Origin of the sequence: Streptomyces syringium, assembly GCF_017876625.1 — a bacterium.
Classification (GTDB): domain Bacteria; phylum Actinomycetota; class Actinomycetes; order Streptomycetales; family Streptomycetaceae; genus Streptomyces; species Streptomyces syringius.
Genome location: NZ_JAGIOH010000001.1, coordinates 3,169,213 through 3,194,101 on the forward strand (window position 1 = coordinate 3,169,213; position 24,889 = coordinate 3,194,101).

Consider the following 24,889-nt stretch of genomic DNA (forward strand, 5'->3'; position numbering starts at 1 on the left):
ATGTACACGCGATGGGCAGGGATGAGGCGGGAGCGTTCGCCGAAATGATCAATTTCGGCTCGCCCGGTGGGGTCAGCTGCCGCCGAAGATGAGCGTCAAGTACTCCTTGTCCGTGCGGTACTTGCTCGGCTTGTCGGCGAAACCGTCACCCAGGTAGAGCCGGCCCTGGGCGTACAGCGCCTGCTGGTAGGAGGGCGAGAGCGAGCGCTCGGCCACGGCCGAGGAGGCCGGGTTCTTCAGCAGGACGTCCTTCTTGAACGTCTTCGGGTCGATGCGCACGACCGCGCCGCCGTCCCGGTAGGTGGGCGACTGGTAGCCGATGACGTAGCCGTCCTTGTCCACCGACAGCGGCAGCAGCTCGGAGTTCGGGATGCCCTCGGTCTTGCCCTTGGACTGGCCGGTGGCCAGGTCGAAGGCCACGATCTCGTTCAGCCGGCCCGGGTTCTGGGTGTTGCCGCTCTGGTGCTCCTCGGACGGCATGTAGACGGCGTCCTTGCCGACGGCGACCTTGGTGCAGCCCTCGACGTCGGTCGAGGGGCACTTGATCTGGAACTTGCCGTTGCCCGTGGAGATCTTGGACCGCATCCTGCCGTCCTTGGCGCTGTCGTCGATCGCCATGAGGTCCGAGGCGCCGCTGCCCGTGGAGCCGCCCGCGTCGAGCCCGATGACCAGCGGGTTGGTGGACACCACGTGGACGTAGGAGATGCCCTCGGGAACCTTGTACTCGGACGTGATGGCGCCCGTCTTCGGGTTGAGGGTCTGGACCTTCATCTGCGGGCGCTTGTAGTCGCCGCAGCGGCGCACCGCGACGAGCTTGTCGCCACCACCGGCGTAGCCGTCGTCCTTGCAGTCCTCGCCCGCCTTGGGCTTCCACAGGGACTTGCCGCCGTCGAGCGACCAGGCGGCGCCGCCGCTGGTGCCGCCCGCGGCGACGGTGCCGCCGCCGACGGTGACCTCCTCGAAGCGGACGTCCTGGTCGGCGACCTTGGCGGACTCCTGCCAGAGCTTCTTGCCGTTGTTCAGGTCGAGGGCGACGACCTGGGTGCAACTGCCGCCGTACTTCTTCTCGGCGCTGGGCTTGGCGTCCTTGACGAGGACCGCGGTCTTGCCGTCGGCCGTGACGTGCTGGGAGGACCAGCAGATCTCGCCGTCGAGCGGGATCTCCCACTTCTGGCCGCCGGACAGGCCGTAGCCGACGATCTTGTAGACGTCGGCCTTGGCGAAGACCTTGTCGGTGGCCCACATGCCCTTGACGGTGACAAGGTCGTCGACCTTGGGCTGGTCGACGCTGAAGAGCAGCTTGCCGTCGATGGTCTGCGGCGCCTTGCCGCCGCCACCACCGCCGCCGCCCTGCTCGCCGGTCCCGCCCTGGCTCTTGCCGGTCTCGCTCTTGGCCTCTTCGTCCTTGCCGTCACCCTTGGTGAGGAACCAGACGCCGCCACCGGCGACGAGGACCAGCGCCGCCACGGCGGCGACGATGACCGCCATGCGCTTCTTGGAGCCGCCGCCGGAGGGGCCGCCGCCCGGGGCGCCGGGGTACTGGGCCGGCGGCGGGTAGGCGCCGAACTGCGGCTGCGTGGCGTACGGCTGCGGCGGCGCGCCGAACGGCGGCGGCTGGGCGGCGCCGAACGCCTGGGTGGGGAAGTCCTGCGGGCCCTGCGCGCCCGGTCCCGCGGGGCCGGGGTAGCCGTAGCCACCGCCCGGCGGGGGCGGCGGCGGACCCTGGGGGGCGCCCGGCGGCGGAGGCGGCGGGCCCTGGGGGGCGGCCGGGGGTGCGGGCGGGGGCTGCGGCGCGCCCGGGGGCGGGGGCGGCGTCTGGGGGTAGCCGTACGCGGGCTGACCCGGCCGGCTCTGCGGCGGCTGAGGGGGGAAGCCGCCGGGGGCGCCCCCGAAGCCGGGCGGCGGGCCCTGTGGCGGCTGGTTGGGCGGCTGCGGCGGCTGTGACATCAGCTTTCCTCTTTACGTGGGCGCCTGACCCGACCGGTCTCCCCCGCGATCCCGGTGTCCGAAAATCACCGGGAAGGAGCGAATCAGGTAGAAATCCCACAGGTCAACGGCAGGCGAGCGGGTGTTCTTTGTATCACCCGGCGCGGACCGCACACGGGCCGATTCCAGCGGGATCCACCAGCTGAGACCGGCCCGTGACGAGACTGTTGCCGCCTTACGGCGCGACTGTTGCGCCGTGAGGCGCGCCCCGGCCGTTACACATCATCGGCCAGTTCCAGCCAACGCATCTCCAGCTCGTCGCGCTCACCGGCGAGTTCACGCAGCTCGGCGTCCAGCTTCGCGACGCGCTCGAAGTCGGTGGCCTGCTCGGCGATCTGCGCGTGGAGCTTGCTCTCCTGCTCACTGATGCGGTCGAGGCGGCGCTCGATCTTCTGGAGTTCCTTCTTCGCCGCGCGGGCGTCCCCGGCCGACTTCTGCTTGACGGCGGCCGCTTCGGTCACGGCGGCGGCGACGGCGGGCACGGAGGCGTCGATGACCTGCTGACGGCGCTCCAGGTACTCGTCCAGGCCGCGCGGCAGCATCCGCAGGGCGGCGTCGCCGAGCAGGGCGAAGACCTTGTCGGTGGTGCGCTCGATGAAGTACCGGTCGTGGCTGATGACGACCATCGAGCCGGGCCATCCGTCGAGGAGGTCCTCCAGCTGCGTCAGCGTCTCGATGTCGAGGTCGTTGGTCGGCTCGTCGAGGAAGAGGACGTTGGGCTCGTCCATCAGCAGCCGCAGGATCTGCAGCCGTCGGCGCTCACCGCCGGAGAGGTCGCCGACGGGCGTCCACTGCTTCTCCTTGGTGAAGCCGAACTTCTCGCACAGCTGCCCGGCCGTCATCTCCCGGCCCTTGCCGAGGTCGACGCGGTCGCGGACCTGCTGGACGGCTTCCAGCACTCGCTTGGTGGGGTCGAGTTCGGCGACCTCCTGGGAGAGGTAGGCCAGCTTGACGGTCTTGCCGACCGCGACCTTGCCGGCCGCGGGCTGCTTCTCGCCGCCCGTACGGGCCGCTTCGGCGAGCGTGCGCAGCAGGGAGGTCTTGCCCGCGCCGTTGACGCCGACGAGGCCGATGCGGTCGCCGGGGCCCAGCTGCCAGGTGAGGTGCTGGATGAGGACCTTGGGGCCGGCCTGGACGGTCACGTCCTCCAGGTCGAAGACGGTCTTGCCGAGCCGGGAGTTCGCGAACTTCATCAGCTCCGCGGTGTCGCGGGGCGGCGGCACGTCGGCGATCAGCTCGTTGGCGGCCTCGATGCGGAAGCGCGGCTTGCTGGTGCGGGCGGGGGCGCCGCGCCGCAGCCAGGCCAGCTCCTTGCGCATCAGGTTCTGCCGCTTGGCCTCCTCGGTCGCGGCGATCCGCTCCCGCTCCGCGCGGGCGAAGACGTAGTCGCTGTAGCCGCCCTCGTACTCGTGGACCTCGCCGCGCTGGACGTCCCACATGCGGGTGGCGACCTGGTCGAGGAACCAGCGGTCGTGGGTGACCACGACGAGCGCGGAGCGGCGGGCCCGCAGATGGGCGGCGAGCCAGGAGATGCCCTCGACGTCGAGGTGGTTGGTGGGCTCGTCGAGGACGATCATGTCCTGCTCGGCGATGAGCAGCTTGGCCAGCGCGATGCGGCGGCGCTCGCCGCCGGAGAGCGGGCCGATGACCGTGTCGAGGCCCTGCGGGAAGCCCGGCAGGTCGAGGCCGCCGAACAGGCCGGTCAGCACGTCGCGGATCTTGGCGCTGCCCGCCCACTCGTGGTCGGCGAGGTCGCCGATGACCTCGTGCCGCACGGTGGCGGCGGGGTCGAGGGAGTCGTGCTGGGTGAGGACGCCGAGGCGCAGACCGCCGGAGTGGGTGACGCGCCCCTTGTCCGCCGTCTCCAGCTTGGCGAGGATGCGGATGAGCGTGGTCTTGCCGTCGCCGTTGCGGCCGACCACGCCGATCCGGTCGCCCTCGCTGACGCCGAGGGAGATGCCGTCGAGCAGCGCACGGGTGCCGTACACCTTGTCGACGGCTTCCAGATTGACCAGGTTGGCTGCCATTCCACTCCTTGCTCCAGGGGACTCCTCTCCAGGATCCCACGCCCGGCCGCGGCCCCGGACGCGGACTCCGGCGGCCTCCACCGGGCGGGCCCGCAGGGCCGCCCACGTGGGTCATCGCGGGCGGCGGGGCGCCGCCGCCTCCACCAGGAGCCAGCCGACGGCGGCCATGACGACGGCGGCGGGGGCGGTGACGCGCACGGCGACGAGCATGGCCGTGTGACCTTCCAGGAGCCCGCCGAAGCCGACCATGGACAGCCCGAGGACGCCGAAGAGGGCGAAGGTGACGCCGAGGGCGGCGACGGGCCCGGAGACCCGGCGGGCGGGACGGGCGGTAGCGGGCCGGGCGGTCGGGGACTTGGCGGCGGGCTGTTCGACCGTACGGAATACGGCCACCAGCACCGCCGTGACGACGGCGGCGGCCGCGATCCGGAGCGGGGCCTGCGCCCACCAGGCGGCGCTCGCCGGGGCGGGCAGCGGCACATCGAGGGCGAGCAGCGCCCCGTACACCCCGAGCATCGCGGTGAGATGCCACAGGAACGCGGTCATCGCGACACCGTTCGCGGCGATCACCGCGCGCCACACGCGCGGCCGGGTCACGAGCCGCGTGCCGGGACCGCGCAGCAGCTCGACGGCGCCGACCAGCCACATGCCGTGGCAGAGCAGGGCGGCGGTGGGCGGCGACATGTTGCTGATCTTCTCGCCGGGCATGCCGACCATGGACAGCGGATACGGGCCGAACACCACGAGCGCGGCGGCCGAGGCGAGGCCGGCGACGGCCAGCGCGGCCGGAACGGCGGGGGCGCCCAGTCGGCCGTCGGCCCGGAGGAACCCGAGCTGGTGGACGGCGAGCCAGACGAAGGCGAAGTTCAGGAACTCCACGAACGGGACGCCGGCGGCGAAGCGCAGCACGTCGACACCGGCCGCGGCGGCGACGAGGGCGGCGAACGCGCCCCAGCCGTACCGCTCGTGGAGCCGCAGCAGCGGCGGGGTGAACGCGACCATCGCCAGATAGATGCCGATGAACCACAGCGGCTGGGCGACGAGCCGGGCCGCGACGTCGGTGAGCGGCCCGTCGCCGCCGAGGAGTTGTGCGGCGAGGGCGCCCGCGCCCCACACCGCTATGAAGACCATGGTGGGCCGGAGCAGGCGCTGCAACCGGGCCCGCAGGAAGGCGGCGTAGGCGGGGCCGTCGGCCTTGCGGGCGAGGGACCGGTAGGAGAGGGCGTGCGAGAAGCCGCCGACGAAGAAGAACACCGGCATGATCTGGAGCACCCAGGTCAGCAGTTGCAGCCCCGGTTCCACGGCGAGCAGGTTGCCGACCTTCGCGCTGCCGTCGGCGTCGACGGTCACCGCTGCCATCAGCCAGTGGCCGAGGACGACGGTGCCGAGGGAGGCGACGCGGAGCAGGTCGATGTAGCGGTCGCGCGTCGTGGGTGTCGCGGCGGCGAGGTCGCGTACGCGGGTGTTCGAGGGCATGGGCGCACGATGGCGTACGACGGTGGGCGGACACCAGGGCGGTGGTACTCATTTCGGGCTGAGTACCGGGGCGCCGCCGCGGACCCCGGTCCGGGGTCGCCGGACGGGCTGGAATTCAGCCCCGCAGGACCGTCGCGCCCGCCGCCGGACCCGATGTCACGCGCACCGCGCGACACGTGCCGGAGGCGCGCAGCGCGTCCGCGACCTTCGTGGCCTCCGTCTCGTCGGTCACCAGGAAGGCCGTCGTCGGTCCGGAGCCGGAGACCATCGCGGCCAGTGCGCCCGCCTCGGTGCCGGCGGCCAGCGTCGCGGACAGCGACGGCCGCAGCGAGACGGCGGCGGCCTGGAGGTCGTTCGACACGGCGGCCGCCAGTGCGGCCGCGTCCCCGGTCCGCAGGGCGTCCAGCAGGGCCGCCGACGCTTCCGGATCGGGGATGTCCGCGATGCCCGCGCCCGTGCCGGAGGCCTCGCGCAGCCGGTCGCACTCGGCGTAGACGGCCGGGGTGGACAGCCCCCCGTCCGCGACGGCGAAGACCCAGTGGAAGGTGCCCCCGACCTCGAGGGCGGTGAGCAGCTCGCCCCTGCCGCGCCCGAGGGCGGCCCCGCCGACGAGGCTGAAGGGCACGTCGCTGCCCAGCTCCGCGCAGATCTCCAGCAGTTCCTCGCGGGAGGCGCCGGTGCCCCACAGGGCGTCGCAGGCGAGCAGCGCGCCCGCGCCGTCCGCGCTGCCGCCGGCCATGCCGCCGGCCACCGGGATGTCCTTGTCGATGTGGAGGTGGACGCGGCTGTCGCGTCCGTGCCGCTCGGCCAGGGCGAGGGCGGCGCGGGCGGCGAGGTTGGTGCGGTCCAGCGGCACCTGGCCGGCGTCGGGGCCGGTGCAGGTGACGCGCAGTTCGTCGGCGGGGGCCACCGTGATCTCGTCGTACAGGCCGACGGCCAGGAAGACGTTGGCCAGGTCGTGGAAGCCGTCGGGGCGCAGCCCGCCGACCGCGAGCTGGACGTTGACCTTGGCGGGTACGCGGACGGTGACGGACGCGGTCACGGGGTGCGGGCTCCTCGGCTCGTACGGGTGGCGGCTTGCGGCGGCTTGTCTGTGGGGGGGGTGGCGCCGTCGCTACTGCTTGTGCTCCGCGATGGCCACGAACTCCTCCACCGTCAGCGACTCGCCGCGCGCCTGCGGGGAGATCCCGGCGGCGAGCAGCGCGGCTTCGGCGGCGGGGGCGGAGCCCGCCCAGCCGGCGAGGGCGGCGCGCAGGGTCTTGCGGCGCTGGGCGAAGGCCGCGTCGACGACGGCGAAGACCTCTTCGCGCGTGGCCGACGTCTCGATGGGCTTCGAGCGGCGGACGAGGGAGACGAGGCCGGAGTCGACGTTCGGGGCGGGCCAGAAGACGTTGCGGCCGATGGCGCCGGCGCGCTTGACCTCGGCGTACCAGTTGGCCTTGACCGAGGGCACGCCGTAGACCTTGTTGCCGGGCCGGGCGGCGAGCCGGTCGGCGACCTCGGACTGGACCATCACCAGCGTGCGCTCGATGCTGGGGAACCGCTCCAGCATGTGCAGCAGGACCGGCACGGCGACGTTGTACGGCAGGTTGGCGACGAGCGCGGTGGGCGGGGGGCCCGGGAGCTCGGTGACGCGCATGGCGTCGCTGTGCACGAGCTCGAAGCGGTCGGCGCGGGCGGGCATGCGCGCGGCGATGGTGGCGGGGAGGGCGGCGGCGAGCACGTCGTCGATCTCCACGGCCGTGACCCGGTCGGCGGCCTCCAGCAGGGCCAGGGTCAGTGACCCGAGCCCGGGTCCGACCTCGACGACGACGTCGTCGGGCCGCACCTCGGCGGTCCGTACGATGCGCCGGACCGTGTTGGCGTCGATCACGAAGTTCTGGCCGCGCTGCTTGGTGGGGCGTACCCCCAAGGCTGCGGCCAGCTCGCGGATGTCGGCGGGGCCGAGCAGGGCGCCGGACTCGTCTGTGCTGGGGCTGGAACTCACCCGTGAAGTTTACGGCCGCAATGTGGCCACGGGCTCGCGCCCCGGCTCACGTACAGCTTCTTGGCCCGGTAGGTCTGCTCGGAGGCGGGAGCGTCCTGCGGCCGGCCGCGGCCGCCGAGCCCCTGCCAGGTGCGGACGTCGAACTGGTAGAGGCCCCCGTAGGTGCCCGAGGGGTCGACCGCGTTGGGCCGTCCGCCGGCCTCGCACTGCGCGAGTCCGGCCCAGTTCAGGCCGTCCGCGCCCTGCACGGTGGCGGGGACGGCCTTGGTGCCGACCTTCACGATCTCGGTGCGGGGCTCCCGGACGATCTCCGAGCGGATCCGCTTCGGCTTCTGCCGGACGCCGTTGACGGTCCGCAGGGCGTAGGTGACGCGCTCGACGCCCTTCTCGCCGCGCTGTGCGACGACCTCGGTGCCCTTTTGGAGGGTGGGGTCCTTGCGGCGTTCGGTTTTGAAGTCGATGGGCAGGTCGCGGACCTCCTGGCTGCCGGTGATGCGCATGACGGAGATCGTCTGGCCCTCGCGGGGGAAGCTGTCGGGGTCGACGGAGGTGGTGTCCTGGCCGCGCAGGGTGATGCCCGCCTGCTCGATGGCCTCGTGGACGGTGGCCGCGTTGGTGCGGATGGTGCGCTCGCGCCCGTCGGCCATGAAGGTGACGGTCCGCTCGGTGCGTACATCGAGGTCGAGGCCCTGGCGGGAGATGGCGGCGGAGCGGGAGGCGGACAGATAGGCGCCCTCGGCGCGCACGCCGAGCTGGCGCAGGGCGCCGTCGACGGTCCGGGCGGTGGTCCACACCTGGCGGTGCTCGCCGTCGAGGGTGAGGGCGAGGCGCCGGCCGTACCGGACGACGACCTCGTCGCCCGCGGCGAGGTCGTGGTGCGGGCCGGGGGCGACGATGTCGTGCTCGCCGACGCTCATGTGCTCGTCGGCGAGGAGTTCCTCGACGTCGTCGGCGAAGGTGTGCAGGGTGCGGGGGGTGCCGTCGACGCTGAGCTTGACGGTCTTGTCGCTGGCGATGAAGGAGGACGTGCCGCCGGCGAGGAAGGCCACGACGAGGGCCTGGGGGACGAGGCGGCGCAGCCGGTCGGGGCGGTCGCCGGATCTCTTGCGCCGCCCGGGGTTGGGGCGGGGCGCGGGGTCCTCGGGCGGGAGCGGAGGCCCGAAGGCGCCGGGGGACTCGTGGGGAGCGGTGGGCGGCGCCGGGTCGTAGAGGGCCTGGGGGGCGTCCGGGGCGGCCGGGCTCGCGCCGTCGTCCGGGGAGGCGGACTGCCGGGGCAGATACGGCTCGTAGGACTCGTACGCGCTGTAGGGGTCACCGGAGCCGTAGGGCGGGGCCCCGTAGGGCTCGGAGGGGTAGGGCCCGGACGCGTAGGGCCGGTGCGGGGGCCCGTAGGACTCGGGTTCGCGGGGCTCGGGGCAGTAGGTCCCGTACGGCTCGTACGGGACCTGCGGTTCGTACGCTGTCTGCGGCTCGTACGGGGTCTGCGGCTCGTAAGGCGCGTACCGCTCGTACGTCGGCGTTTCGGCCGCCCCGCGGTGTGCAGCGCGGGGGCTGCCCTGTGCATGACTCACGACACTCCACTGGGTCCGAGCTATCGGGCCGGGACTGTAGCGGAGTGTCCCTCACTCTCCAAAGTCGTATAGTCACACTGTGTCGTGCCCTGAGAGTTAATAGCCGAAGACGCGTGCGGTATTCGCGGCGACCGCCGTGGCCAGAGCGTCCTCGTGGACCCCCTTGATTTCGGCCATCGCGCGCAAGGTGACCGGAATGAGGTAAGGCGCGTTGGGCCGTCCGCGATACGGCACGGGGGTCAGGAAGGGCGCGTCCGTCTCGACGAGGACCAGGTCGGACGGGGCGACGGTGAGGGCGTCGCGCAGCGGCTGGGCGTTCTTGAAGGTGATGTTGCCCGCGAAGGACATGTAGTAGCCCGCGGCGGCGCAGATCTTGGCCATCTCGGCGTCGCCGGAGTAGCAGTGGAAGACGACCCGGTCGGGCGCGCCCTCCTCCTCCAGGATCCGCAGCACGTCGTCGTGTGCCTCGCGGTCGTGGATGACCAGGGCCTTTCCGTGCCGCTTGGCGATGTCGATGTGGCGCCGGAAGGACCGCTCCTGGGCGGCCATGCCCTCGGGGCCGGTGCGGAAGTAGTCGAGACCGGTCTCGCCGACGCCGCGGACGTGCGGCAGCGCGGCCAGTGCGTCGATCTCGGCGAGGGCCGCATCCAGGGCGGCGTCGCCGCCGGGCTCGCGCTCGCCCTGCCGGGACCAGCCGTCGGGGTCACCGAGGACGATGCGGGGGGCTTCGTTGGGGTGCAGGGCCACGGTGGCCCAGACGGCGTCGTGCGCGGCGGCGGTCTCGGCCGCCCAGCGGGAGCCGGCCAGGTCGCACCCCACCTGGATCACCGTGGTCACGCCGACGGACGCGGCCTTGGCCAAGGCCTCATCGACGGAGGACCCCTTCTGCATGTCGAGGTGGGTGTGCGAGTCGGCGACCGGCACGTTCAGGGGCGCCGGGAGGGGCGGGGGAACGTCCTTGTCGTCGTTCTTCTTCCGCTCGCCGCCGGTGGTGCCGCTGTTCGATGCTGTTGCCGCCATGACGCGATTCTAAGGATCGCCCTGGACAGGGCTCACTTCCGGTGGAAGGGCTTCAGCAGGTCCGCGAGGTGCCAGTGGCTCCGGGAGCCGTTCGCGTCGCGGTGGCGCGGCTCGGCGCCGGTGTCGCGGGTGTCCGCCCGGGCGGGGAAGGGGCCGGCGGTGGCCACCACCGAGCCGGTGGGCATGTGCAGAGCGTCGGAGACCTCGGTCACCTGGCCGGACCGCATGATGCGCACGACGTGGCCGCCGCAGTTCGCGCAGGTCGGGCGGGTCAGCGGGGAGGGGACGCGCTCGCCGTCCGCGTAGTAGGTGACGTACGCCCGGCCCTCCGCGTCGGTGTGGTGCGCGATCTCGTACGACTGCTCCCAGCCGTGCGCGCAGCGCATGCACGCGAAGGCGTAGGACTCGTGTCCGACGTCGCCCGTTCCGGGCCCCGGTCGGGGGGTGCGCGGTTCGGTCAGCGTGCGAGGTCGGTCTATCGGCTGAACACCGCTCGAGGTACCCGCGGTCTCGCTCATGGCAGCTCCTCTTGTCCGCTGGACAAGTCTCTCCGGGACCGGACGTCCCGATGTCCAGGGAACGCCCGTCGCGGCGACGGCGCAGCAGTCCGGGCCTGGAATTGGGCCAAACTTGGCGGCTTCATATCCGAAGCGCCAGGCTGCCATGCCTAAGCTTTGCCTTTCACGATAACCCTATTACCTTCCGAAGCGCCCTATTTTGCGGCGTTTTTCGCCGCTACGACCGCGTCGAAGACCTCGCGCTTGGGCAGCCCCGCCTCGGCCGCCACGGCCGAGATGGCCTCCTTGCGGCGCTCCCCCGCCTCCTCCCTGACCCGCACCCGGCGGACCAGCTCGGCGGGGTCGAGGTCCTGCGGCCCGGGCTCGGGGGCCCCCTCGACCACGATGGTGATCTCGCCGCGGACGCCCTCGGCGGCCCACTCGGCCAGCTCCTTCAGCGGACCGCGCTTGACCTCCTCGTACGTCTTCGTCAGCTCCCGGCAGACGGCGGCCCGGCGCTCCTCGCCGAGGACCTCCGCCATGGCGGCCAGCGTGTCGTCCAGCCGGTGCGGGGCCTCGAAGTACACCAGCGTGCGCCGCTCGTCCGCGATCTCCCGCAGCCGCCCGAGCCGCTCACCGGCCTTGCGCGGCAGGAACCCCTCGAAGCAGAAGCGGTCCACCGGCAGCCCGGACACCGCCAGCGCGGTGAGCACGGCGGACGGCCCCGGCACGGCCGTCACCTTGATGTCGTGCTCGACGGCGGCGGCGACCAGCCGGTATCCGGGGTCCGAGACGGACGGCATCCCCGCGTCGGTCACCAGCACCACCCGCGCCCCGCCCAGCAGCGCCTCGACCAGCTCGGGCGTACGGGCGGACTCGTTGCCCTCGAAGTACGACACGACGCGGCCGGTGGTGTGCACCCCCATGGCCTGCGTGAGCCGGCGCAGCCGCCGGGTGTCCTCGGCGGCGATCACCTCGGCGGCGAGCAGCTCGGCGGCCAGCCGTGGGGGCGCGTCGGCGACGTCACCGATGGGGGTACCTGCGAGTACGAGCGTTCCAGTCACGCTCCCATCCTCGCAGGGCGCGGCACCGGCGTGGCCGCGGCCCGGGAGGGGGCGTGCTCCGTGTGCCGTGGCGGCGGACTTCCCGGGCGCTCGCCGGCAGCCGAGTCCGCTCCCCGCACGCCCGGGCGCCCCTGCCGGACAGGCGCGCCCGCCGGGGGTGCCGCGCCGTCGTCGGGACTCGCACAGGCGGGTTCCCTACGATGGCGCGGTGACCAGTGACACCGCGACGCGAGGCCGGCAGGGCCAGAGGGCAGACGGGCAGCCGCCCCCGTGGCAGCGCAGGCTGCGGCGGTTCGGGTATGCGGGACGGCCCGGGCCGGACGTGCGGGAGCGGTTGGTGCCGCCGTACCCCGAGCCCGGTGTCCGGCTGTGGGGGGCGCTGGGGGTGCCTCCGTCGGTGGCGCTGCTGCTGGCGCGCGGCATGGGCTGGGCCGGGCCGTTGCTGATCGCCCTGTTCGCGGGGGTGCTGCGGTTCTGGCACCTGGGCAGCCCGAGGGACGTCATATTCGACGAGACGTACTACGCCAAGGACGCCTGGGCGCTGTGGCAGCACGGCTACGAGGCCAAGTGGCCCGACAACGGCGCCAATGAGGCGATCCTCAAGGGCAGCACCGAGATCGCCGACACCCCCACCTTCGTGGTGCACCCGCCGGTCGGCAAGTGGGTCATCGGGATCGGCGAGTGGCTGCACGGCCTGACCCCCTACGGCTGGCGCTTCATGGTCGCGCTGCTCGGCACCCTGTCGGTGCTGATGCTGTGCCGCATCGGACGGCGGATGTTCCGCTCCACCTTCCTCGGCTGTCTCGCGGGCGCCCTGCTCGCCGTGGACGGGCTGCACTTCGTGATGAGCCGCACCGCGCTGCTCGACTCGGTGCTGATGTTCTTCGTGCTGGCGGCGTTCGGCTGTGTGCTGGTGGACCGGGACAAGGCCCGGGCCAGGCTGGCGGCGGCGCTGCCGGTCGACGAGGGCGGCGTCGCGCGGCCGGACGCCGAGGTCGGCGACGGTCTCCGGCTGGGTGTGCGGCCCTGGCGGCTCGCGGCCGGGGTCTGCCTGGGCCTGGCGTGCGCCACGAAGTGGAACGGCGCGGTGTATCTGGCGGCGTTCGGGCTGCTGGTCGTCCTGTGGGACCTCGGCGCGCGCCGCCTGGCCGGTGCCCGGCGGCCGCACCTCGCCACGCTGCGGCGCGATGTGCCGTGGGCGTTCCTGTCGACCGTGCCGGTGGCCCTCGGCGTCTATCTGGCCTCCTGGACGGGCTGGTTCGCCAACAGCGGTACGTACACCAAGGAGGGCGGCTGGCAGCACAGCGGCTACCTCCGGCACTGGGCGGAGACCGAGGGCGGCCACAGCCCGGACGGTTTCCTCGCGGGGATCCTCAACCCGCTGCGCAGCCTGTGGAAGTACGAGAACGACGTGTGGGACTTCAACACGAACCTCTCCTCGCCGCACACGTACCAGTCCAACCCGTGGAGCTGGCTGGTCCAGTCCCGCCCGGTGTCGTACTTCTACGAGTCCCCCAAGCCGGGCGACGACGGCTGCCCGGCCGACGCGGCGGACAAGTGCGCGCGGGAGGTGCTCGCGCTGGGCACCCCGCTGCTGTGGTGGGCTGCCTGCTTCGCGCTGGTGTATCTGCTCTACCGGTGGGCCTTCCGGCGGGATTGGCGGGCGGGCGCGGTGCTGTGCGCGGTCGCCGCGGGTTATCTGCCGTGGTTCATGTGGCAGGAACGGACCATTTTTGTCTTCTACGCGGTGGTCTTCGTGCCGTTCCTGTGCCTGGCGGTGGCGATGATGATCGGGGCGCTGCTGGGGCCGCCGGGTTCCTCGGAGCGGCGGCGGATCGCGGGCGCGGTCGGCGCGGGAACGCTGGTGCTGCTGATCGCCTGGAACTTCGTCTACTTCTTCCCCCTCTACACCGGCCAGGCGATCCCGTTGGACGCGTGGCGCAACCGGATGTGGTTCGACACCTGGATCTAGGGCCTGTCCGGCGGATCCCACGCGTCCGCTCGGCGCCTCAACAGCCGCTTCCGGCCATGTCACTCCATGCGTCACTCCCGTCCCGTAGAGTTCCGATACAGACGTTTTGATCAACTGATTAAAACGCCGGGAACTGGGCGGGGGCCTGGAGGGGGATGGACATGCGCAAGGGCGCGAAGATCGCGGTGGGCGGGGTGGCCGTCGCGATGGTGGGGGCGGCGGGGCTGGGCGCGTACAACCTGGTGGACGCGGTCGCGGACGGCACGGGGACGAAGAGCGAGGCCGCGCCCGTGCGCACCGGGCCGCCGACCGGGGACGAGATCGACAAGGCCGCCCACGACTTCCTCGCGGCGTGGGCGGCGGGCGACACCGAGCACGCCGCCACCCTCACCGACAACGCGTCCGCCGCGTCGGCCGCGTTGACCGGCTACCGCGACAACGCCCACGTCGAGAAGGTGACGCTGGAGCCGGGCGCGGCGACGGGCGCGAAGGTGCCGTTCACGGTCACCGCCGAGATCGCGTACGGCAAGCAGCGCTCGACGTGGAAGTACGCGTCCTCGCTCGCTGTCGTCCGGGGCCGGACCAGCGGGAAGGCCCTGGTCGACTGGCAGCCCACAGTGGTCCACCCCGAGCTCAGGACCGGCGGGACGCTCAGGACGGACGCCGTCCAGGCCCCGCAGGTCACCGCCCTCGACCGGAACGGCGCGGTGCTGGACCCCAAGGACCACCCCTCGCTCGCGCCCGTCCTGCCGCAGCTGCGCAAGCGCTTCGGGGAGAAGGCGGGCGGCGAGCCGGCGGTCGAGGTACGGGCCCAGGGGCCCGACGGCGGGGCCGGTGCCGGGGCCGGTGCCCGGACCCTGCACGTGGTCTCCAAGGGCAAGCCGGGGACGTTGCGCACGACGCTGGACGCGGACGCGCAGCGGGCCGCCGAGGCCGCCGTGGCCAAGCGCGCCGACGCGTCGGTGGTCGCCGTGAAGCCGAGCACGGGCGAGATCCTGGCCGTCGCCAACTCCAAGAAGACCGAGTTCAATCCGGCGCTCCAGGGGCAGACCGCGCCAGGCTCCACGATGAAGGTCGTCACGGCGGCGACGCTGCTGGAGCAGGGCAAGGCCGCGCCGGGCAAGCCGCTGCCGTGCCCCAAGTACGCCACGTACGGCATGCGTTTCCACAACGTGGAGGAGAGCGAGAACCCGAAGGCGACCTTCGCCGAGGACTTCGCGGCCTCCTGCAACACCGCCTTCATCTCGCTCGCCGACGACATCCCCGACAATGCGCTCGCCGCCGAGGCCAGGGACGTCTTCGGGCTCGGCCTGGAGTGGAAGACCGGCATCGGGAGCTTCGACGGCAGCGTGCCCGTCGACAGCGGGGCGGGCAAGGCGGCGGCGATGATCGGGCAGGGGCGGGTGCAGATGAGCCCGCTCAACATGGCCTCCGTCGCCGCGACCGTGCGGACCGGCTCGTTCCACCAGCCCTATCTCGTGGCCCCGTCGGTGGACGACCGGGAACTCGCCCGGGCGGCCCGGCCCCTGCCGGCCCCGGTCGCGCGGGACCTGCGCTCGATGATGCGGCTCACCGCGCTCTCGGGCACGGGCGCCCGGGCCATGGCCGGCCTCGGCGGTGACGTCGGCGCCAAGACGGGCTCGGCGGAGGTCGACAACCAGGCACAGCCCAACGGCTGGTTCACCGCCTACCGGGGCGACGTGGCGGCCGCGGCCGTCGTCCCCCGGGGCGGGCACGGCGGCGACTCGGCGGGCCCGATCGTGGCAGCGGTCCTGCGGGCGGGGTGACACTGCCGCGGTGCGGTTCGTCGGCCACAGACCCGTCTTGCCGCCTGCGGCGGCGGGCGCCCTGCGGGCGCGTCCTCAATCGCCGGACGGGCTGAAAGCCCGTCCGGCGATTGAGGACACCGCCGCGCAGCGGTGGTGCACCGGGACGCTAGCGTCCAGGCATGACCCCCCTGATAGCCGGGGCGGTGCTCACCGCCGCGGTCACGCACGCCGGTTGGAACGCTTTGGCGGCCGGCATGAAGGACAAACTCGTCGCCTTCACGCTCGTGGGCAGCGGCGGTTCGCTCTGCGGGCTGGCGATGCTGCCGTTCGTGGCGACCCCCGCCGCCGCGGCCTGGCCGTATCTGATCGCCTCCGTGGTCGTGCACGTCGTCTACCAGGCCCTGCTCATGCGGTCGTTCACGCTCGGCGACTTCGGCCAGATGTATCCGATCGCACGCGGCACCGCGCCGCTGGCGGTCACCGTCCTCGCGGCGGTCTTCGCCGCGGAACTCCCCGGCGCCCCGCAGCTGGCCGGGGTCGCCGTGGCCTCCGCCGGGCTGGTCGGCCTCGCGCTGTGGGGCATCCGGGGCTCCGGTGCCCCGCCGCACTGGGCCGCGATCATCGCGGCGGGCTCGACGGGCCTGGCCATCGCCTCGTACACGGTCATCGACGGCCTGGGCGCCCGCGCCTCCGGCACCTCCCTGGGCTTCATCGCCTGGCTGATGGTCATCGAAGGGCTCCCGATCCCCCTCTACGCGCTGGCCACCCGCCGCGGCCGCCTCCTCGCCGAAGTGCGTCCGAACGTCGTACGGGGCCTCGTCGGCGGGGTGCTGTCCTTCTTCGCGTACGGGCTCGTGGTGTGGGCCCAGACCCGGGCGGCGCTCGCCCCCGTCGCGGCACTGCGGGAGTCGTCGATCATCGTGGGCGCGGCCATCGGAGCGGTGTTCTTCAAGGAGCGGTTCGGTACGCCGCGCATCGCCGCCGCGGGGCTGATGGTGGTGGGGATCGGGCTGATGCTGCTGGGGTGAGGGCGAGCGGGCCGTCGTCACCCGCCGCGCAGCGCCTCGCGCAGTCCGTCGTTCGAGATCAGGATCCCGCCGTCGACGGGCAGCGTCACCCCCGTGATCCACGACGCGTCGCGCGAGGCCAGGAACGCGACGGCGGCCGCGATGTCCTCCGGCCGGCCGACCCGGCCCAGCGGGTAGTGCCCGGCGGCCCGCTCCAACGCCTCCTCCCGGCCCGCCCAGTTGGGGGTGTGGACCGTGCCGGGCGCGACGAGGTTGACGCGCACGCCGCGCGCGGCGCAGTGCCCGGCCAGGGTGCGGGTCAGGCTCGCCAGCCCGGCCTTGGCGGCGCTGTAGGCGTGGTTGCCGAAGTCCTGTTCGCCGTTGACCGAGCCGATGTTGACGACCGATCCGCGGCCGCCGGCCGCGGCGAGGTGCGGCATGGCGGCCCGTACGCACCGGAAGGCGCCGGTGAGGGTGACGTCGAGGTCCTTGAACCAGGTGTCGTCCGGCTGGTCCTCGACGAGGGGCGCGTCGGGGTGGCAGGACAGGGCGTTGTTGACGAGGATGTCGAGCCGCCCGAACAGCCCGGCCGCGTGGGCCACGGCGGCCTCGACGGCGGTGCGGTCGCCGACGTCACAGGCGAGCCACTCGGCGGCGAGGCCGGCCGCCCGCAGCCCCTTGGCCGCCCGCTCGGCGCGCGCCCCGTCGAGGTCGGTGAGGAGCACCCGGGCGCCCTCGTCGGCGAAGCGGCGCGCGGTGGCCTCGCCGATGCCGCGCCCGGCGCCGGTGATCAGTACCGCGTAGCCGTCGAACCGTAGTGCCATGCGGCAAGCGATACCCAGCCGGGGCGGAGCCAATCACCCCGTGGAGCCGGGCCGGGCGGTCAGCCCTCGAGTGCCTTGCCGACCGCCCGGACGAGCGCCTGGGCGCGCGGGTCGGCGGTGACGTTCTTCTGCATGCCGTTGGTGACGTAGCCGAAGGCGGTGCCCGACTCGGGGTCGGCGAAGGCGAGGGAGCCGCCGCGGCCGGGGTGGCCGAAGGAGCCGGGGGCCAGCAGCGGGCACGCCGGGCCGTGCAGCATGTAGCCGAGGCCGAAGCGGGTGCCCACCACGAGGACCTTGTCGGGCCCGGCGGACTCCTCCGTGCGGGCCAGGGTGAGGGTCGCGGGCGCGAAGAGCCGCCGGGCTCCGTCGACCTCGCCGATGAGCGAGGCGTAGAAGCGGGCGAGGGCGTCGGCGGTGGCGATGCCCGCGGAGGCGGGGAGTTCGGCGGCGCGGTAGGCGGGGTCGTTCTCGTCGGCCTGCGGGTCGATCGCGCCGAACGCGCGCCGGGTCAGGGAGCCGGGGTCGCTGTAGGCGTCGGAGACGGACCGCTTGGGGCGCAGCCGCAGTCCGGGGGTGGCGGGCTCGGCGGGGGGCGCGATGTCGGCGATCCGGCCGACCCGGCCCCGCTCGGCGTCCGGCAGGCCGATCCACAGGTCCAGGCCGAGCGGCCCGGCTATCTCCTCGGCGACCCAGCGGCCGATGGACCGCCCGGTGACCCGCCGGACCAGCTCGCCGAGCAGCCAGCTGTAGGTCTGCGCGTGGTAGCCGTGGGCGGTGCCGGGCTCCCAGGCGGGTGCCTGCGCGGCGAGGGCGCGGGGGCCGCTGACGCCGTCGATGGCCTCGGCGGGGGTGAGCGGGGTGTCCAGGACGGGCAGCCCGGCGCGGTGCGAGAGCAGATGGCGGACGAGCAGCCGCTCCTTGCCGGCCGCCTTGAACTCGGGCCAGTAGGTGCCGACGGGCGCGTCCAGGTCGACCAGCCCGCGCTGGTGCAGCAACAGCGGCACGGCGGCGGCGACGCCCTTGGTGGCGGAGCGGACGACCTGCGCGGTGTCCCGGGTCCAGGGCTCGGCCGCCGTATCGGCGGAGGAGGAGTCGATAGGGCCGTCGGCGTTCTTGGCGCCGCCCCACAGGTCGACGACCTTGCGCCCGGCGCGGTAGACGACCACGGCGGCGCCGCGCTCGCCCCGTCGCGCGAAATTGCCCGCGAAGGCGTCCCGGACCGGTTCAAAACCGTCCGCCACCGTGCCCTGGACGTCCACTGTTGTCTGCTCCCACTGTGCCGATCGCTACAAATCCCTCCACCATGGTGCAACGCGGTCGTCCATGCGCTGGGGCCGGGGGCCCTCTACCGGCCCGGGACCACCACCGACCGGGGGTCGAAGCCGAACGGCAGCTCCAGCCGGTGGGCCCGCATCAGCTCCTCGTCGCAGAGCAGCTCCTGCGTGGTGCCGTCCGCCGTGATGACGCCGTCGCTGAGCACCACCGCGCGGGGGCACAGCTCCAGGGCGTACGGCAGGTCGTGGGTGACCATCAGGACGGTGACGTCGAGGGAGCGCAGGATGTCGGCGAGTTCCCGGCGGGAGGCCGGGTCGAGGTTGGAGGAGGGCTCGTCCAGGACGAGGATCTCCGGCTCCATGGCGAGGACGGTCGCGACCGCCACCCGCCGCCGCTGGCCGAAGGAGAGGTGGTGCGGGGGCCGGTCGGCGAAGGCCTCCATGCCCACCCGCGACAGAGCCTCGTGCACGCGCGCGTGCAGCTCGGCGCCGCGCAGCCCGGCCGCCGCCGGGCCGAAGGCGACGTCCTCGCGCACGGTCGGCATGAAGAGCTGGTCGTCGGGGTCCTGGAAGACGATGCCCACCCGGCGGCGGATCTCGGCGAGGTGCCCCCGGTCCACCGGCAGCCCGGCCACGCGCACGCTGCCCACGCCGCCGCCGAGGATGCCGTTGAGGTGCAGGACGAGGGTGGTCTTGCCGGCGCCGTTGGGCCCGAGGAGGGCGACGCGCTCTCCCCGCCCGACCGTCAGGTCGACGCCGAAGAGGGCCTGGTGCCCGTCGGGGTAGGCGAAGGCGAGGCCGGAGACCTCGAGGGAGGGCGGGGCGGGCGGGGGAACAGGGGTCATGTCAGGGTCCGTCCGGTCAGGCAGACCGCGAGTGCGGCCAGCGGCAGCGCGGCGGCGTACGTCCACTGGGCACGCGTCGCCCGCACGTCGTCGATCACGGGCATGGTGCCGGTGTAGCCACGGCTGAGCATCGCCAGGTGGACGCGCTCCCCGCGCTCGTAGGAGCGGATGAACAGCGCCCCCGCGGTCTTGGCGAGCACCCCCCAGTGGCGTACGCCGCGCGCGGTGAAGCCGCGGGATTCGCGGGCGACGCGCATGCGCCGCATCTCGTCGGTGATGACGTCCCCGTAGCGGATCATGAAGGACGCGATCTGGACGAGCAGCGGGGGCAGCCGCAGCCGTTGCAGGCCGAGCAGCAGATCGCGCAGCTCGGTCGTGGCGGCGAGCAGCACGGAGGCGGCGACGCCGAGGGTGCCCTTGGCGAGGATGTTCCAGGCGCCCCAGAGGCCGGACTCGCTGAGCGAGAGGCCCAGCACCCGCACCTGCTCGCCCTCGGCCACGAAGGGCATGAGCAGGGCGAAGGCCACGAACGGCACCTCGATCAGCAGCCTGCGGAGCAGGAACCCCGGGCGCACCCGGGCCGTCGCGGCGACGGCGGCGAGCAGGGCCGCGTACGCCCCGAAGGCCCACAGGGCCTCGCGGGGGGTCGCGACGACGACCAGGACGAAGCAGAGGACGGCTGAGATCTTGCAGTGCGGGGGCAGCCGGTGCACGGGCGAGTGCCCGCGCACGTAGAGCTGGTGATGGGTGTGCCCGGCGCCCATGTCAGGCGGTCGTCCCGGTCGCGGCGGTCCCGTTCTCGGCGGCCGCTGCCCGGTCGCGGCGGCGGCGCACCACCACCCAGGTGACGCCGGTGCCCACGAGGAGGGTCGCGCCGACGCCGATGACCCCGGCGAGACCGCCGGAGATCCGGCCGTCGGTGATGTCCGCGACCTGGTAGTCGGCGAGCGGGGAGTCCTTGGCGGCGTGTTCCTCGGTCTTGCTGTCGATGCCCTTGTCGTGGGCGACCTTCTCCAGGCCGTCGGGGCTGGCCGAGGCGTAGTAGCTGCCGACGCCGGCGAGGGCGAGGGCGGTGAGCAGGCCGGCGAGCGCGAAGCGGCGCGTGGAGCGGGCGGGCTTGGCGGTGACCGGCGCCGGGGCGGCGTCGGGGGCCGGGGCGGCGTCGGTCTCCGGCCGCAGCGGCGAGGTGCGCAGTCGGAGCGGCGCGGTGAGCCCCCGGGCGCCGTACACGAGGTCGGGCCGTACGGCGAGGACGGCGCCGACCGTCAGCGCGGTGATCACCGCCTCGCCGATGCCGATCAGGACGTGCACGCCGGTCATCGCGGTGAAGACCTTGCCGATCGGCACGTCGGTCGTGCCACCGAGGGCGTAGAGCAGGGTGAACGCGCAGGCCGCGGCCGGTACGGACACCAGCGCGGCCCCGAAGGAGGCGGCGGTGACGGAGGAGCGCCGGCGGGGCAGCACCGCCAGCAGCAGCCGGAACAGCCCGTACGCGACGAGCGTCGTGACGACCGCCATGTCGGTGATGTTGACGCCGAGCGCGGTGAGGCCGCCGTCCGCGAAGAGCACGGCCTGCATCAGCAGCACCACGGATATGCAGAGCACTCCCGTGAACGGGCCGACGAGGATCGCGGCGAGCGCGCCGCCCAGCAGATGGCCGCTGGTGCCCGCCGCGACGGGGAAGTTGAGCATCTGGACGGCGAAGACGAAGGCCGCGACCAGTCCGGCGAGCGGCGCGGTGCGCTCGCCGCCGAGGCCGTCGGCGGGGGCGGTGCCGCCGAGTTCGCGCCGGGCGCCGCGCAGGCTGACCGCGACGGCCGCGGCGGCGACGGCGCCGGTCGCCAGGGACACGGGGGCGTCGATGAATCCGTCGGGTACGTGCATGCGGGGCTCCGCTCTGCTGGTTCGTGCGGTTCGGATCGTCGGGGCTCGGGCGTGCGTTCGCATCACGGGCCTGGCTCGTTTCAGCCATGAACCACGCTGAAGTCGTCCGATGATAGGGGCCCTCTGCGAACACCTCGCAAGAGCGTGCGCAATGCTTCTGCACGCCCCTCGCCCGGCCGGGCCCTCCCCCGCAGCAGCAAAGGTGGCGAGAGCGGACATCTCCCCAAATGCTGAGGTCGGGAGGTACGTCACATGACCACGGCCACCGCATCGGCGGCGGAGGCACCCGCGGCCCCGCCCGCGCTCAGCCGCCGCCGGACGAATCTCGTCTTCGTCACGATCGTGCTCGGCATGCTGCTCGCCGCCCTCGACCAGACCATCGTCTCCACCGCGCTGCCGACGATCGTGGCGGATCTGGGCGGCGGCGGGCACATGGCGTGGGTGGTGACCGCCTATCTGCTGGCCGAGACGGTCTCGACGGTGCTGGTCGGCAAGTTCGGCGACCTCTTCGGGCGGAAGATCGTCTTCCAGCTGAGTGCGGTGGTCTTCACGGGCGGTTCGGTCTTCGCCGGCGCCGCCGACTCCATGCCCATGCTGATCGCCGCGCGCGCCCTCCAGGGCGTCGGCGGCGGCGGGCTGATGGTCACCGCCATGGCGCTGATCGCGGACGTCATCCCGCTGCGCGAGCGCGGCAAGTACCAGGGCGCGCTCGGCGCGGTCTTCGGTGTGACCACGGTCGTCGGCCCGACCCTCGGCGGGATCTTCACCGACCAGGCCACGTGGCGCTGGTGCTTCTACGTCAACGTGCCGGTGGCGATCGTCATGGTGATCATGGCGGCCCGGACCATCCCCGTCGTCCGCTCGGCGGTACGGCCGGTCATCGACTACGCGGGCATCGCCCTGGTGGCGCTCGGCGCCTCCGGCCTGGTCCTCGGCCTGGAGTGGGGCGGCAACGAGTACGCGTGGGGCTCGCCCGTCATCATCGGTCTCTTCCTGGGCTCGATCGCGCTGCTGTTCGCGTTCGTCCTGGTGGAGCGGCGGGCGAAGGAACCGATGCTGCCCATGCATCTCTTCCGCAACCCCGTCTTCACCATTTGCTCGGTGCTCAGCTTCATCGTGGGCTTCGCGATGCTCGGGGCGCTCACGTATCTGCCGACGTACCTCCAGTACGTGGACGGGGTGTCGGCCACCATGTCGGGCGTACGGGCGCTGCCGATGGTCGCGGGGCTGCTGGGCGCCTCCCTGCTCTCCGGCATCGCCATCAGCCGCACCGGCCGCTATCGCGTGTTCCCCATCGTCGGCATGGCCGTGATGGCCCTCGGGCTGTATCTGATGTCGACGATGGGCGCGACGACGGGCTCCTGGCTCGAGTCGCTCCACATGTTCGTGCTCGGCGCCGGCATCGGGCTGGCCATGCAGGTGCTGACGATCGCCGTGCAGAACACGGTGCCGTACCACGAACTGGGCACGGCGACCTCGGGCGTGACGTTCTTCCGCACGCTCGGCAGCGCCTTCGGCACGGCCATCTTCGGCACGCTCTACACCAAGCAGCTCCGGCCCAATCTGGAGGACGCGCTCATCCGCACCCCCGGGGTGCCACCGTCGGCGGTGCAGAGCCCGCAGGACCTCGCCCGGCTCTCACCGGAACAGGCGCGGCCCGTCATCGACGCCTACGCCGAGACGATCAACTTCGTCTTCCTGTGGGTCGTGCCGGTCGCGCTGGCCGGCTTCCTGGTGGCGTGGTTCCTCAAGGAGGTGCCGCTGCGCGACAGTGCCCGCGCCGGGGCGTCCGACATGGGCGAGGCCTTCGCGGCACCGTCCTCGGCGGAGGCGGACCAGCAGTTGGAACGCGCGGTGGCGACCGTCATGAGCCACGCCAAGGGCCGCCCGGTCAGCCGGGAGATCCTCGCGGAGTCCGGCAGCCCGCTCGCCCCCGCCGACGCGTGGACGCTGGGCCAGATCCACTGGCGCCACCGCATCCTGGGCGGGGCGTCCCTCAGCGCGGTGGCCGCCGCCCACCGGATGCCGCCGGAAGTCCTGGAACCGGTCTTCGCCCGCACGGCCGAGGCGGGTTACGCCCGTCTGGACGGCGACCGCCTGTCACTGACCCCGGCGGGCGAAGCGGAGATCGAACGCCTGAGCGCGGCCTGGCGCCACTGGCTCGACACCCGCCTGGAGGACTGGGACATCACCGACCCCGACGACCGCGCCCGTCTGGACCGCGCGCTGAACAACATGGCGGAACGGCTGCTGGAGGAGGACGAGGAGAAACGGGAACACCTGGCGGTGTAGCGAGGCCGGACACCGGACGGGGCGCACCTCCGCTGCGCGGCGGTGTCCTCAATCGCCGGACGGGCTTATATAAGCCCGTCCGGCGATTGAGGACGCGCCCGCAGGGCGCTCGCCACGACAGTGGCAACCACCGCCGCCCGCAGGGCTAAAGCGCCGCACGGCTCCCCGTGGAGACGGGGGTGGTGGCCGTGGCCGCGCGGGCCGCTGCCGTGGAGACCTGACCGGCGGTCAGAACGTAGCCCGTCTCGGAGTTCGACGTGGAGCGGGCGAAGACGACGCCGTAGACCTTGCCGGCGGGGGTCAGCAGCGGGCCGCCGGAGTTGCCGGGGCGGACCGTGGAGCGGACGGAGTAGACCGTGCGGGTGGTGACGCCGTCGCCGTAGATGTCCTGGCCCTTGGCACGCACCTCGTTGGCGACGGTGGCCGCCCGCAGGTCGAGGCCGCCGTTCTCGGGGAAGCCCGCGACGACCGCCGGGTCACCGCGCCCCGCGCCCTTGTCGAAGGGCAGCGCGGGCGCGTCCAGGCCGGGGACGTCGAGGACGGCCACATCGGTTTTCGGGTCGAAGTGGACGACCTTCGCCCGGTACGGCCGCCCGACCCCGCCCACCCGTACGGTCGGGTCGCTCACCCCGGCCACGACGTGCGCGTTGGTCATCACGTGGTGCGCGGCGTAGACGAAGCCGCTGCCCTCCTGGCCGCGCCGCCCGTCGCCGACGTCGGCGACGCCTTCGACCTTGACGACGCTGCTGCGCGCCGCGCGGGTCGCCGCCGCGGTGACCGCGTCACCGGACGGCTTGGCGACGCTGGTCGCGGGCTCGTTCTCGAAGGGGTTGAAGACCTGCGGGAACCCCGCGCCGGCCAGCGCGTCCGTGGTGCGGCTGAACCACGTGGGCGCCTGCTCGGGCATCGACTTCTGCACCGCACCGAGCAGCGTGGATTCCTTTATCTCCTTGGTCAGCAGCACGGAGTTCGCCGAGGCGAGCACGCTCGCGGCCACCCAGCCGACGAGCAGCACCGCCAGTGAGTTGACGGCCGCTCCGCCGATGCCGTCGACGCCGCGCACGGGCGCCCAGGTCAGCCGGCGGCGCAGCCGCCAGGCGAGCCGCCCGGCCAGCGCGTGCCCCGCGGCGGCGAGGAGCAGGACGACGAGGACGGCGACGACGGCCGCGGCCGAGGTCCCGGGGTCGAAGGGCTCCAGGGCGTACGGCAGCGCCCAGACCCCGAGCACCGCCCCGCCGAGGAACCCGGCGAGCAGCACGGCGCTCGCGACGAGGCCCCGCCGGTAGCCGGAGACGGCATAACCGACGACGACCAGCAACAGAAGCAGATCGAGCAGGTTCAACGCGGGGAGCCCTTCCATCACACGCGCCCCCCGATCGCGCCCACAGGTATGG

At 73.2% G+C, this 24,889-nt stretch carries 19 protein-coding genes; 4 read left to right on the forward strand and 15 right to left on the reverse strand.

Annotated features, from left to right (window positions below; all coding sequences use genetic code 11):
- Positions 1-72 precede the first annotated feature (72 nt).
- The 9 genes from JO379_RS33685 to rsmI form a co-directional block, all read right to left on the reverse strand.
- Positions 73-1,947 (reverse strand): outer membrane protein assembly factor BamB family protein, encoded by a 1,875-nt coding sequence (locus JO379_RS33685; RefSeq protein ID WP_209515145.1) that lies wholly within the window; start codon positions 1,945-1,947, stop codon positions 73-75.
- A 254-nt stretch (positions 1,948-2,201) separates the two neighbouring features.
- Positions 2,202-4,013, reverse strand: a complete 1,812-nt coding sequence (locus tag JO379_RS13970; protein ID WP_209515146.1) for an ABC-F family ATP-binding cassette domain-containing protein — start codon at positions 4,011-4,013, stop codon at positions 2,202-2,204.
- A gap of 111 nt (positions 4,014-4,124) precedes the next feature.
- Positions 4,125-5,489, reverse strand: a complete 1,365-nt coding sequence (locus JO379_RS13975; protein WP_209515148.1) for an acyltransferase family protein — start codon at positions 5,487-5,489, stop codon at positions 4,125-4,127.
- A gap of 115 nt (positions 5,490-5,604) precedes the next feature.
- Positions 5,605-6,531, reverse strand: coding sequence for a 4-(cytidine 5'-diphospho)-2-C-methyl-D-erythritol kinase (locus tag JO379_RS13980; RefSeq protein ID WP_130879151.1), 927 nt, complete (start codon positions 6,529-6,531; stop codon positions 5,605-5,607).
- Positions 6,532-6,603: 72 nt separating this feature from the next.
- A complete protein-coding gene (rsmA, locus tag JO379_RS13985; protein WP_130879150.1) occupies positions 6,604-7,476 on the reverse strand; it encodes a 16S rRNA (adenine(1518)-N(6)/adenine(1519)-N(6))-dimethyltransferase RsmA in 873 nt (290 codons plus the stop codon).
- Positions 7,473-9,047 (reverse strand): resuscitation-promoting factor, encoded by a 1,575-nt coding sequence (locus JO379_RS13990; RefSeq protein ID WP_130879149.1) that lies wholly within the window; start codon positions 9,045-9,047, stop codon positions 7,473-7,475. The genes rsmA and JO379_RS13990 overlap by 4 nt, the downstream gene beginning before the upstream one ends.
- 96 nt (positions 9,048-9,143) lie before the next feature.
- Positions 9,144-10,067, reverse strand: coding sequence for a TatD family hydrolase (locus JO379_RS13995; RefSeq protein WP_209515150.1), 924 nt, complete (start codon positions 10,065-10,067; stop codon positions 9,144-9,146).
- A 32-nt stretch (positions 10,068-10,099) separates the two neighbouring features.
- On the reverse strand, positions 10,100-10,585 hold the full coding sequence (locus JO379_RS14000; protein WP_130879147.1) for a hypothetical protein: 486 nt from the start codon (positions 10,583-10,585) through the stop codon (positions 10,100-10,102).
- Between the two features lie 194 nt (positions 10,586-10,779).
- A complete protein-coding gene (gene rsmI / locus JO379_RS14005) occupies positions 10,780-11,628 on the reverse strand; it encodes a 16S rRNA (cytidine(1402)-2'-O)-methyltransferase (protein WP_130879146.1) in 849 nt (282 codons plus the stop codon).
- Positions 11,629-11,836: 208 nt separating this feature from the next.
- Between rsmI and JO379_RS14010 the strand changes: the two genes are divergently transcribed.
- The 3 genes from JO379_RS14010 (at position 11,837) to JO379_RS14020 (ending at position 16,397) form a co-directional block, all read left to right on the forward strand.
- Positions 11,837-13,600, forward strand: coding sequence for a dolichyl-phosphate-mannose--protein mannosyltransferase (locus JO379_RS14010; RefSeq protein ID WP_242626171.1), 1,764 nt, complete (start codon positions 11,837-11,839; stop codon positions 13,598-13,600).
- 155 nt (positions 13,601-13,755) lie between these two features.
- Positions 13,756-15,387: a penicillin-binding transpeptidase domain-containing protein gene (locus JO379_RS14015; RefSeq protein WP_307841991.1), complete on the forward strand. Its 1,632-nt coding sequence runs from the start codon at positions 13,756-13,758 to the stop codon at positions 15,385-15,387.
- 161 nt (positions 15,388-15,548) lie between these two features.
- Complete coding sequence (locus tag JO379_RS14020) at positions 15,549-16,397, forward strand: EamA family transporter (RefSeq protein ID WP_130879144.1); 849 nt, start codon at positions 15,549-15,551, stop codon at positions 16,395-16,397.
- A gap of 17 nt (positions 16,398-16,414) precedes the next feature.
- Here the strand turns inward: JO379_RS14020 and JO379_RS14025 are convergent, their stop codons facing one another.
- From JO379_RS14025 to JO379_RS14045, 5 genes are all read right to left on the reverse strand, one after another.
- Positions 16,415-17,200, reverse strand: a complete 786-nt coding sequence (locus JO379_RS14025; protein ID WP_209515154.1) for an SDR family NAD(P)-dependent oxidoreductase — start codon at positions 17,198-17,200, stop codon at positions 16,415-16,417.
- A gap of 59 nt (positions 17,201-17,259) precedes the next feature.
- Complete coding sequence (locus JO379_RS14030; RefSeq protein WP_209515156.1) at positions 17,260-18,459, reverse strand: serine hydrolase domain-containing protein; 1,200 nt, start codon at positions 18,457-18,459, stop codon at positions 17,260-17,262.
- 86 nt (positions 18,460-18,545) lie between these two features.
- On the reverse strand, positions 18,546-19,319 hold the full coding sequence (locus JO379_RS14035; protein WP_130879141.1) for an energy-coupling factor ABC transporter ATP-binding protein: 774 nt from the start codon (positions 19,317-19,319) through the stop codon (positions 18,546-18,548).
- Positions 19,316-20,083 (reverse strand): cobalt ECF transporter T component CbiQ, encoded by a 768-nt coding sequence (gene cbiQ / locus JO379_RS14040; protein WP_130879140.1) that lies wholly within the window; start codon positions 20,081-20,083, stop codon positions 19,316-19,318. Before cbiQ ends, JO379_RS14035 begins: the two co-directional genes overlap by 4 nt.
- Position 20,084: 1 nt before the next feature.
- Positions 20,085-21,203: an energy-coupling factor ABC transporter permease gene (locus JO379_RS14045; RefSeq protein ID WP_209515158.1), complete on the reverse strand. Its 1,119-nt coding sequence runs from the start codon at positions 21,201-21,203 to the stop codon at positions 20,085-20,087.
- 252 nt (positions 21,204-21,455) lie between these two features.
- Here JO379_RS14045 and JO379_RS14050 point away from each other — a divergent pair, with 252 nt between their 5' ends.
- Positions 21,456-23,495, forward strand: coding sequence for an MDR family MFS transporter (locus tag JO379_RS14050; RefSeq protein ID WP_130879138.1), 2,040 nt, complete (start codon positions 21,456-21,458; stop codon positions 23,493-23,495).
- A gap of 145 nt (positions 23,496-23,640) precedes the next feature.
- Here JO379_RS14050 and JO379_RS14055 read toward each other — a convergent pair whose 3' ends face one another.
- Positions 23,641-24,837: a MarP family serine protease gene (locus JO379_RS14055; RefSeq protein WP_209518704.1), complete on the reverse strand. Its 1,197-nt coding sequence runs from the start codon at positions 24,835-24,837 to the stop codon at positions 23,641-23,643.
- Positions 24,838-24,889: the final 52 nt, after the last annotated feature.

Coding starts and splice junctions, on each gene's coding strand:
- JO379_RS33685 (WP_209515145.1), bottom strand. CDS start 1,947: ATGTCACAGCCGCCGCAGCCGCCCAACCAGCCGCCACAGGGCCCGCCG.
- JO379_RS13970 (WP_209515146.1), bottom strand. CDS start 4,013: ATGGCAGCCAACCTGGTCAATCTGGAAGCCGTCGACAAGGTGTACGGC.
- JO379_RS13975 (WP_209515148.1), bottom strand. CDS start 5,489: ATGCCCTCGAACACCCGCGTACGCGACCTCGCCGCCGCGACACCCACG.
- JO379_RS13995 (WP_209515150.1), bottom strand. CDS start 10,067: ATGGCGGCAACAGCATCGAACAGCGGCACCACCGGCGGCGAGCGGAAG.
- JO379_RS14000 (WP_130879147.1), bottom strand. CDS start 10,585: ATGAGCGAGACCGCGGGTACCTCGAGCGGTGTTCAGCCGATAGACCGA.
- JO379_RS14015 (WP_307841991.1), top strand. CDS start 13,756: ATGGACATGCGCAAGGGCGCGAAGATCGCGGTGGGCGGGGTGGCCGTC.
- JO379_RS14020 (WP_130879144.1), top strand. CDS start 15,549: ATGACCCCCCTGATAGCCGGGGCGGTGCTCACCGCCGCGGTCACGCAC.
- JO379_RS14025 (WP_209515154.1), bottom strand. CDS start 17,200: ATGGCACTACGGTTCGACGGCTACGCGGTACTGATCACCGGCGCCGGG.
- JO379_RS14035 (WP_130879141.1), bottom strand. CDS start 19,319: ATGACCCCTGTTCCCCCGCCCGCCCCGCCCTCCCTCGAGGTCTCCGGC.
- cbiQ (WP_130879140.1), bottom strand. CDS start 20,083: ATGGGCGCCGGGCACACCCATCACCAGCTCTACGTGCGCGGGCACTCG.
- JO379_RS14045 (WP_209515158.1), bottom strand. CDS start 21,203: ATGCACGTACCCGACGGATTCATCGACGCCCCCGTGTCCCTGGCGACC.
- JO379_RS14050 (WP_130879138.1), top strand. CDS start 21,456: ATGACCACGGCCACCGCATCGGCGGCGGAGGCACCCGCGGCCCCGCCC.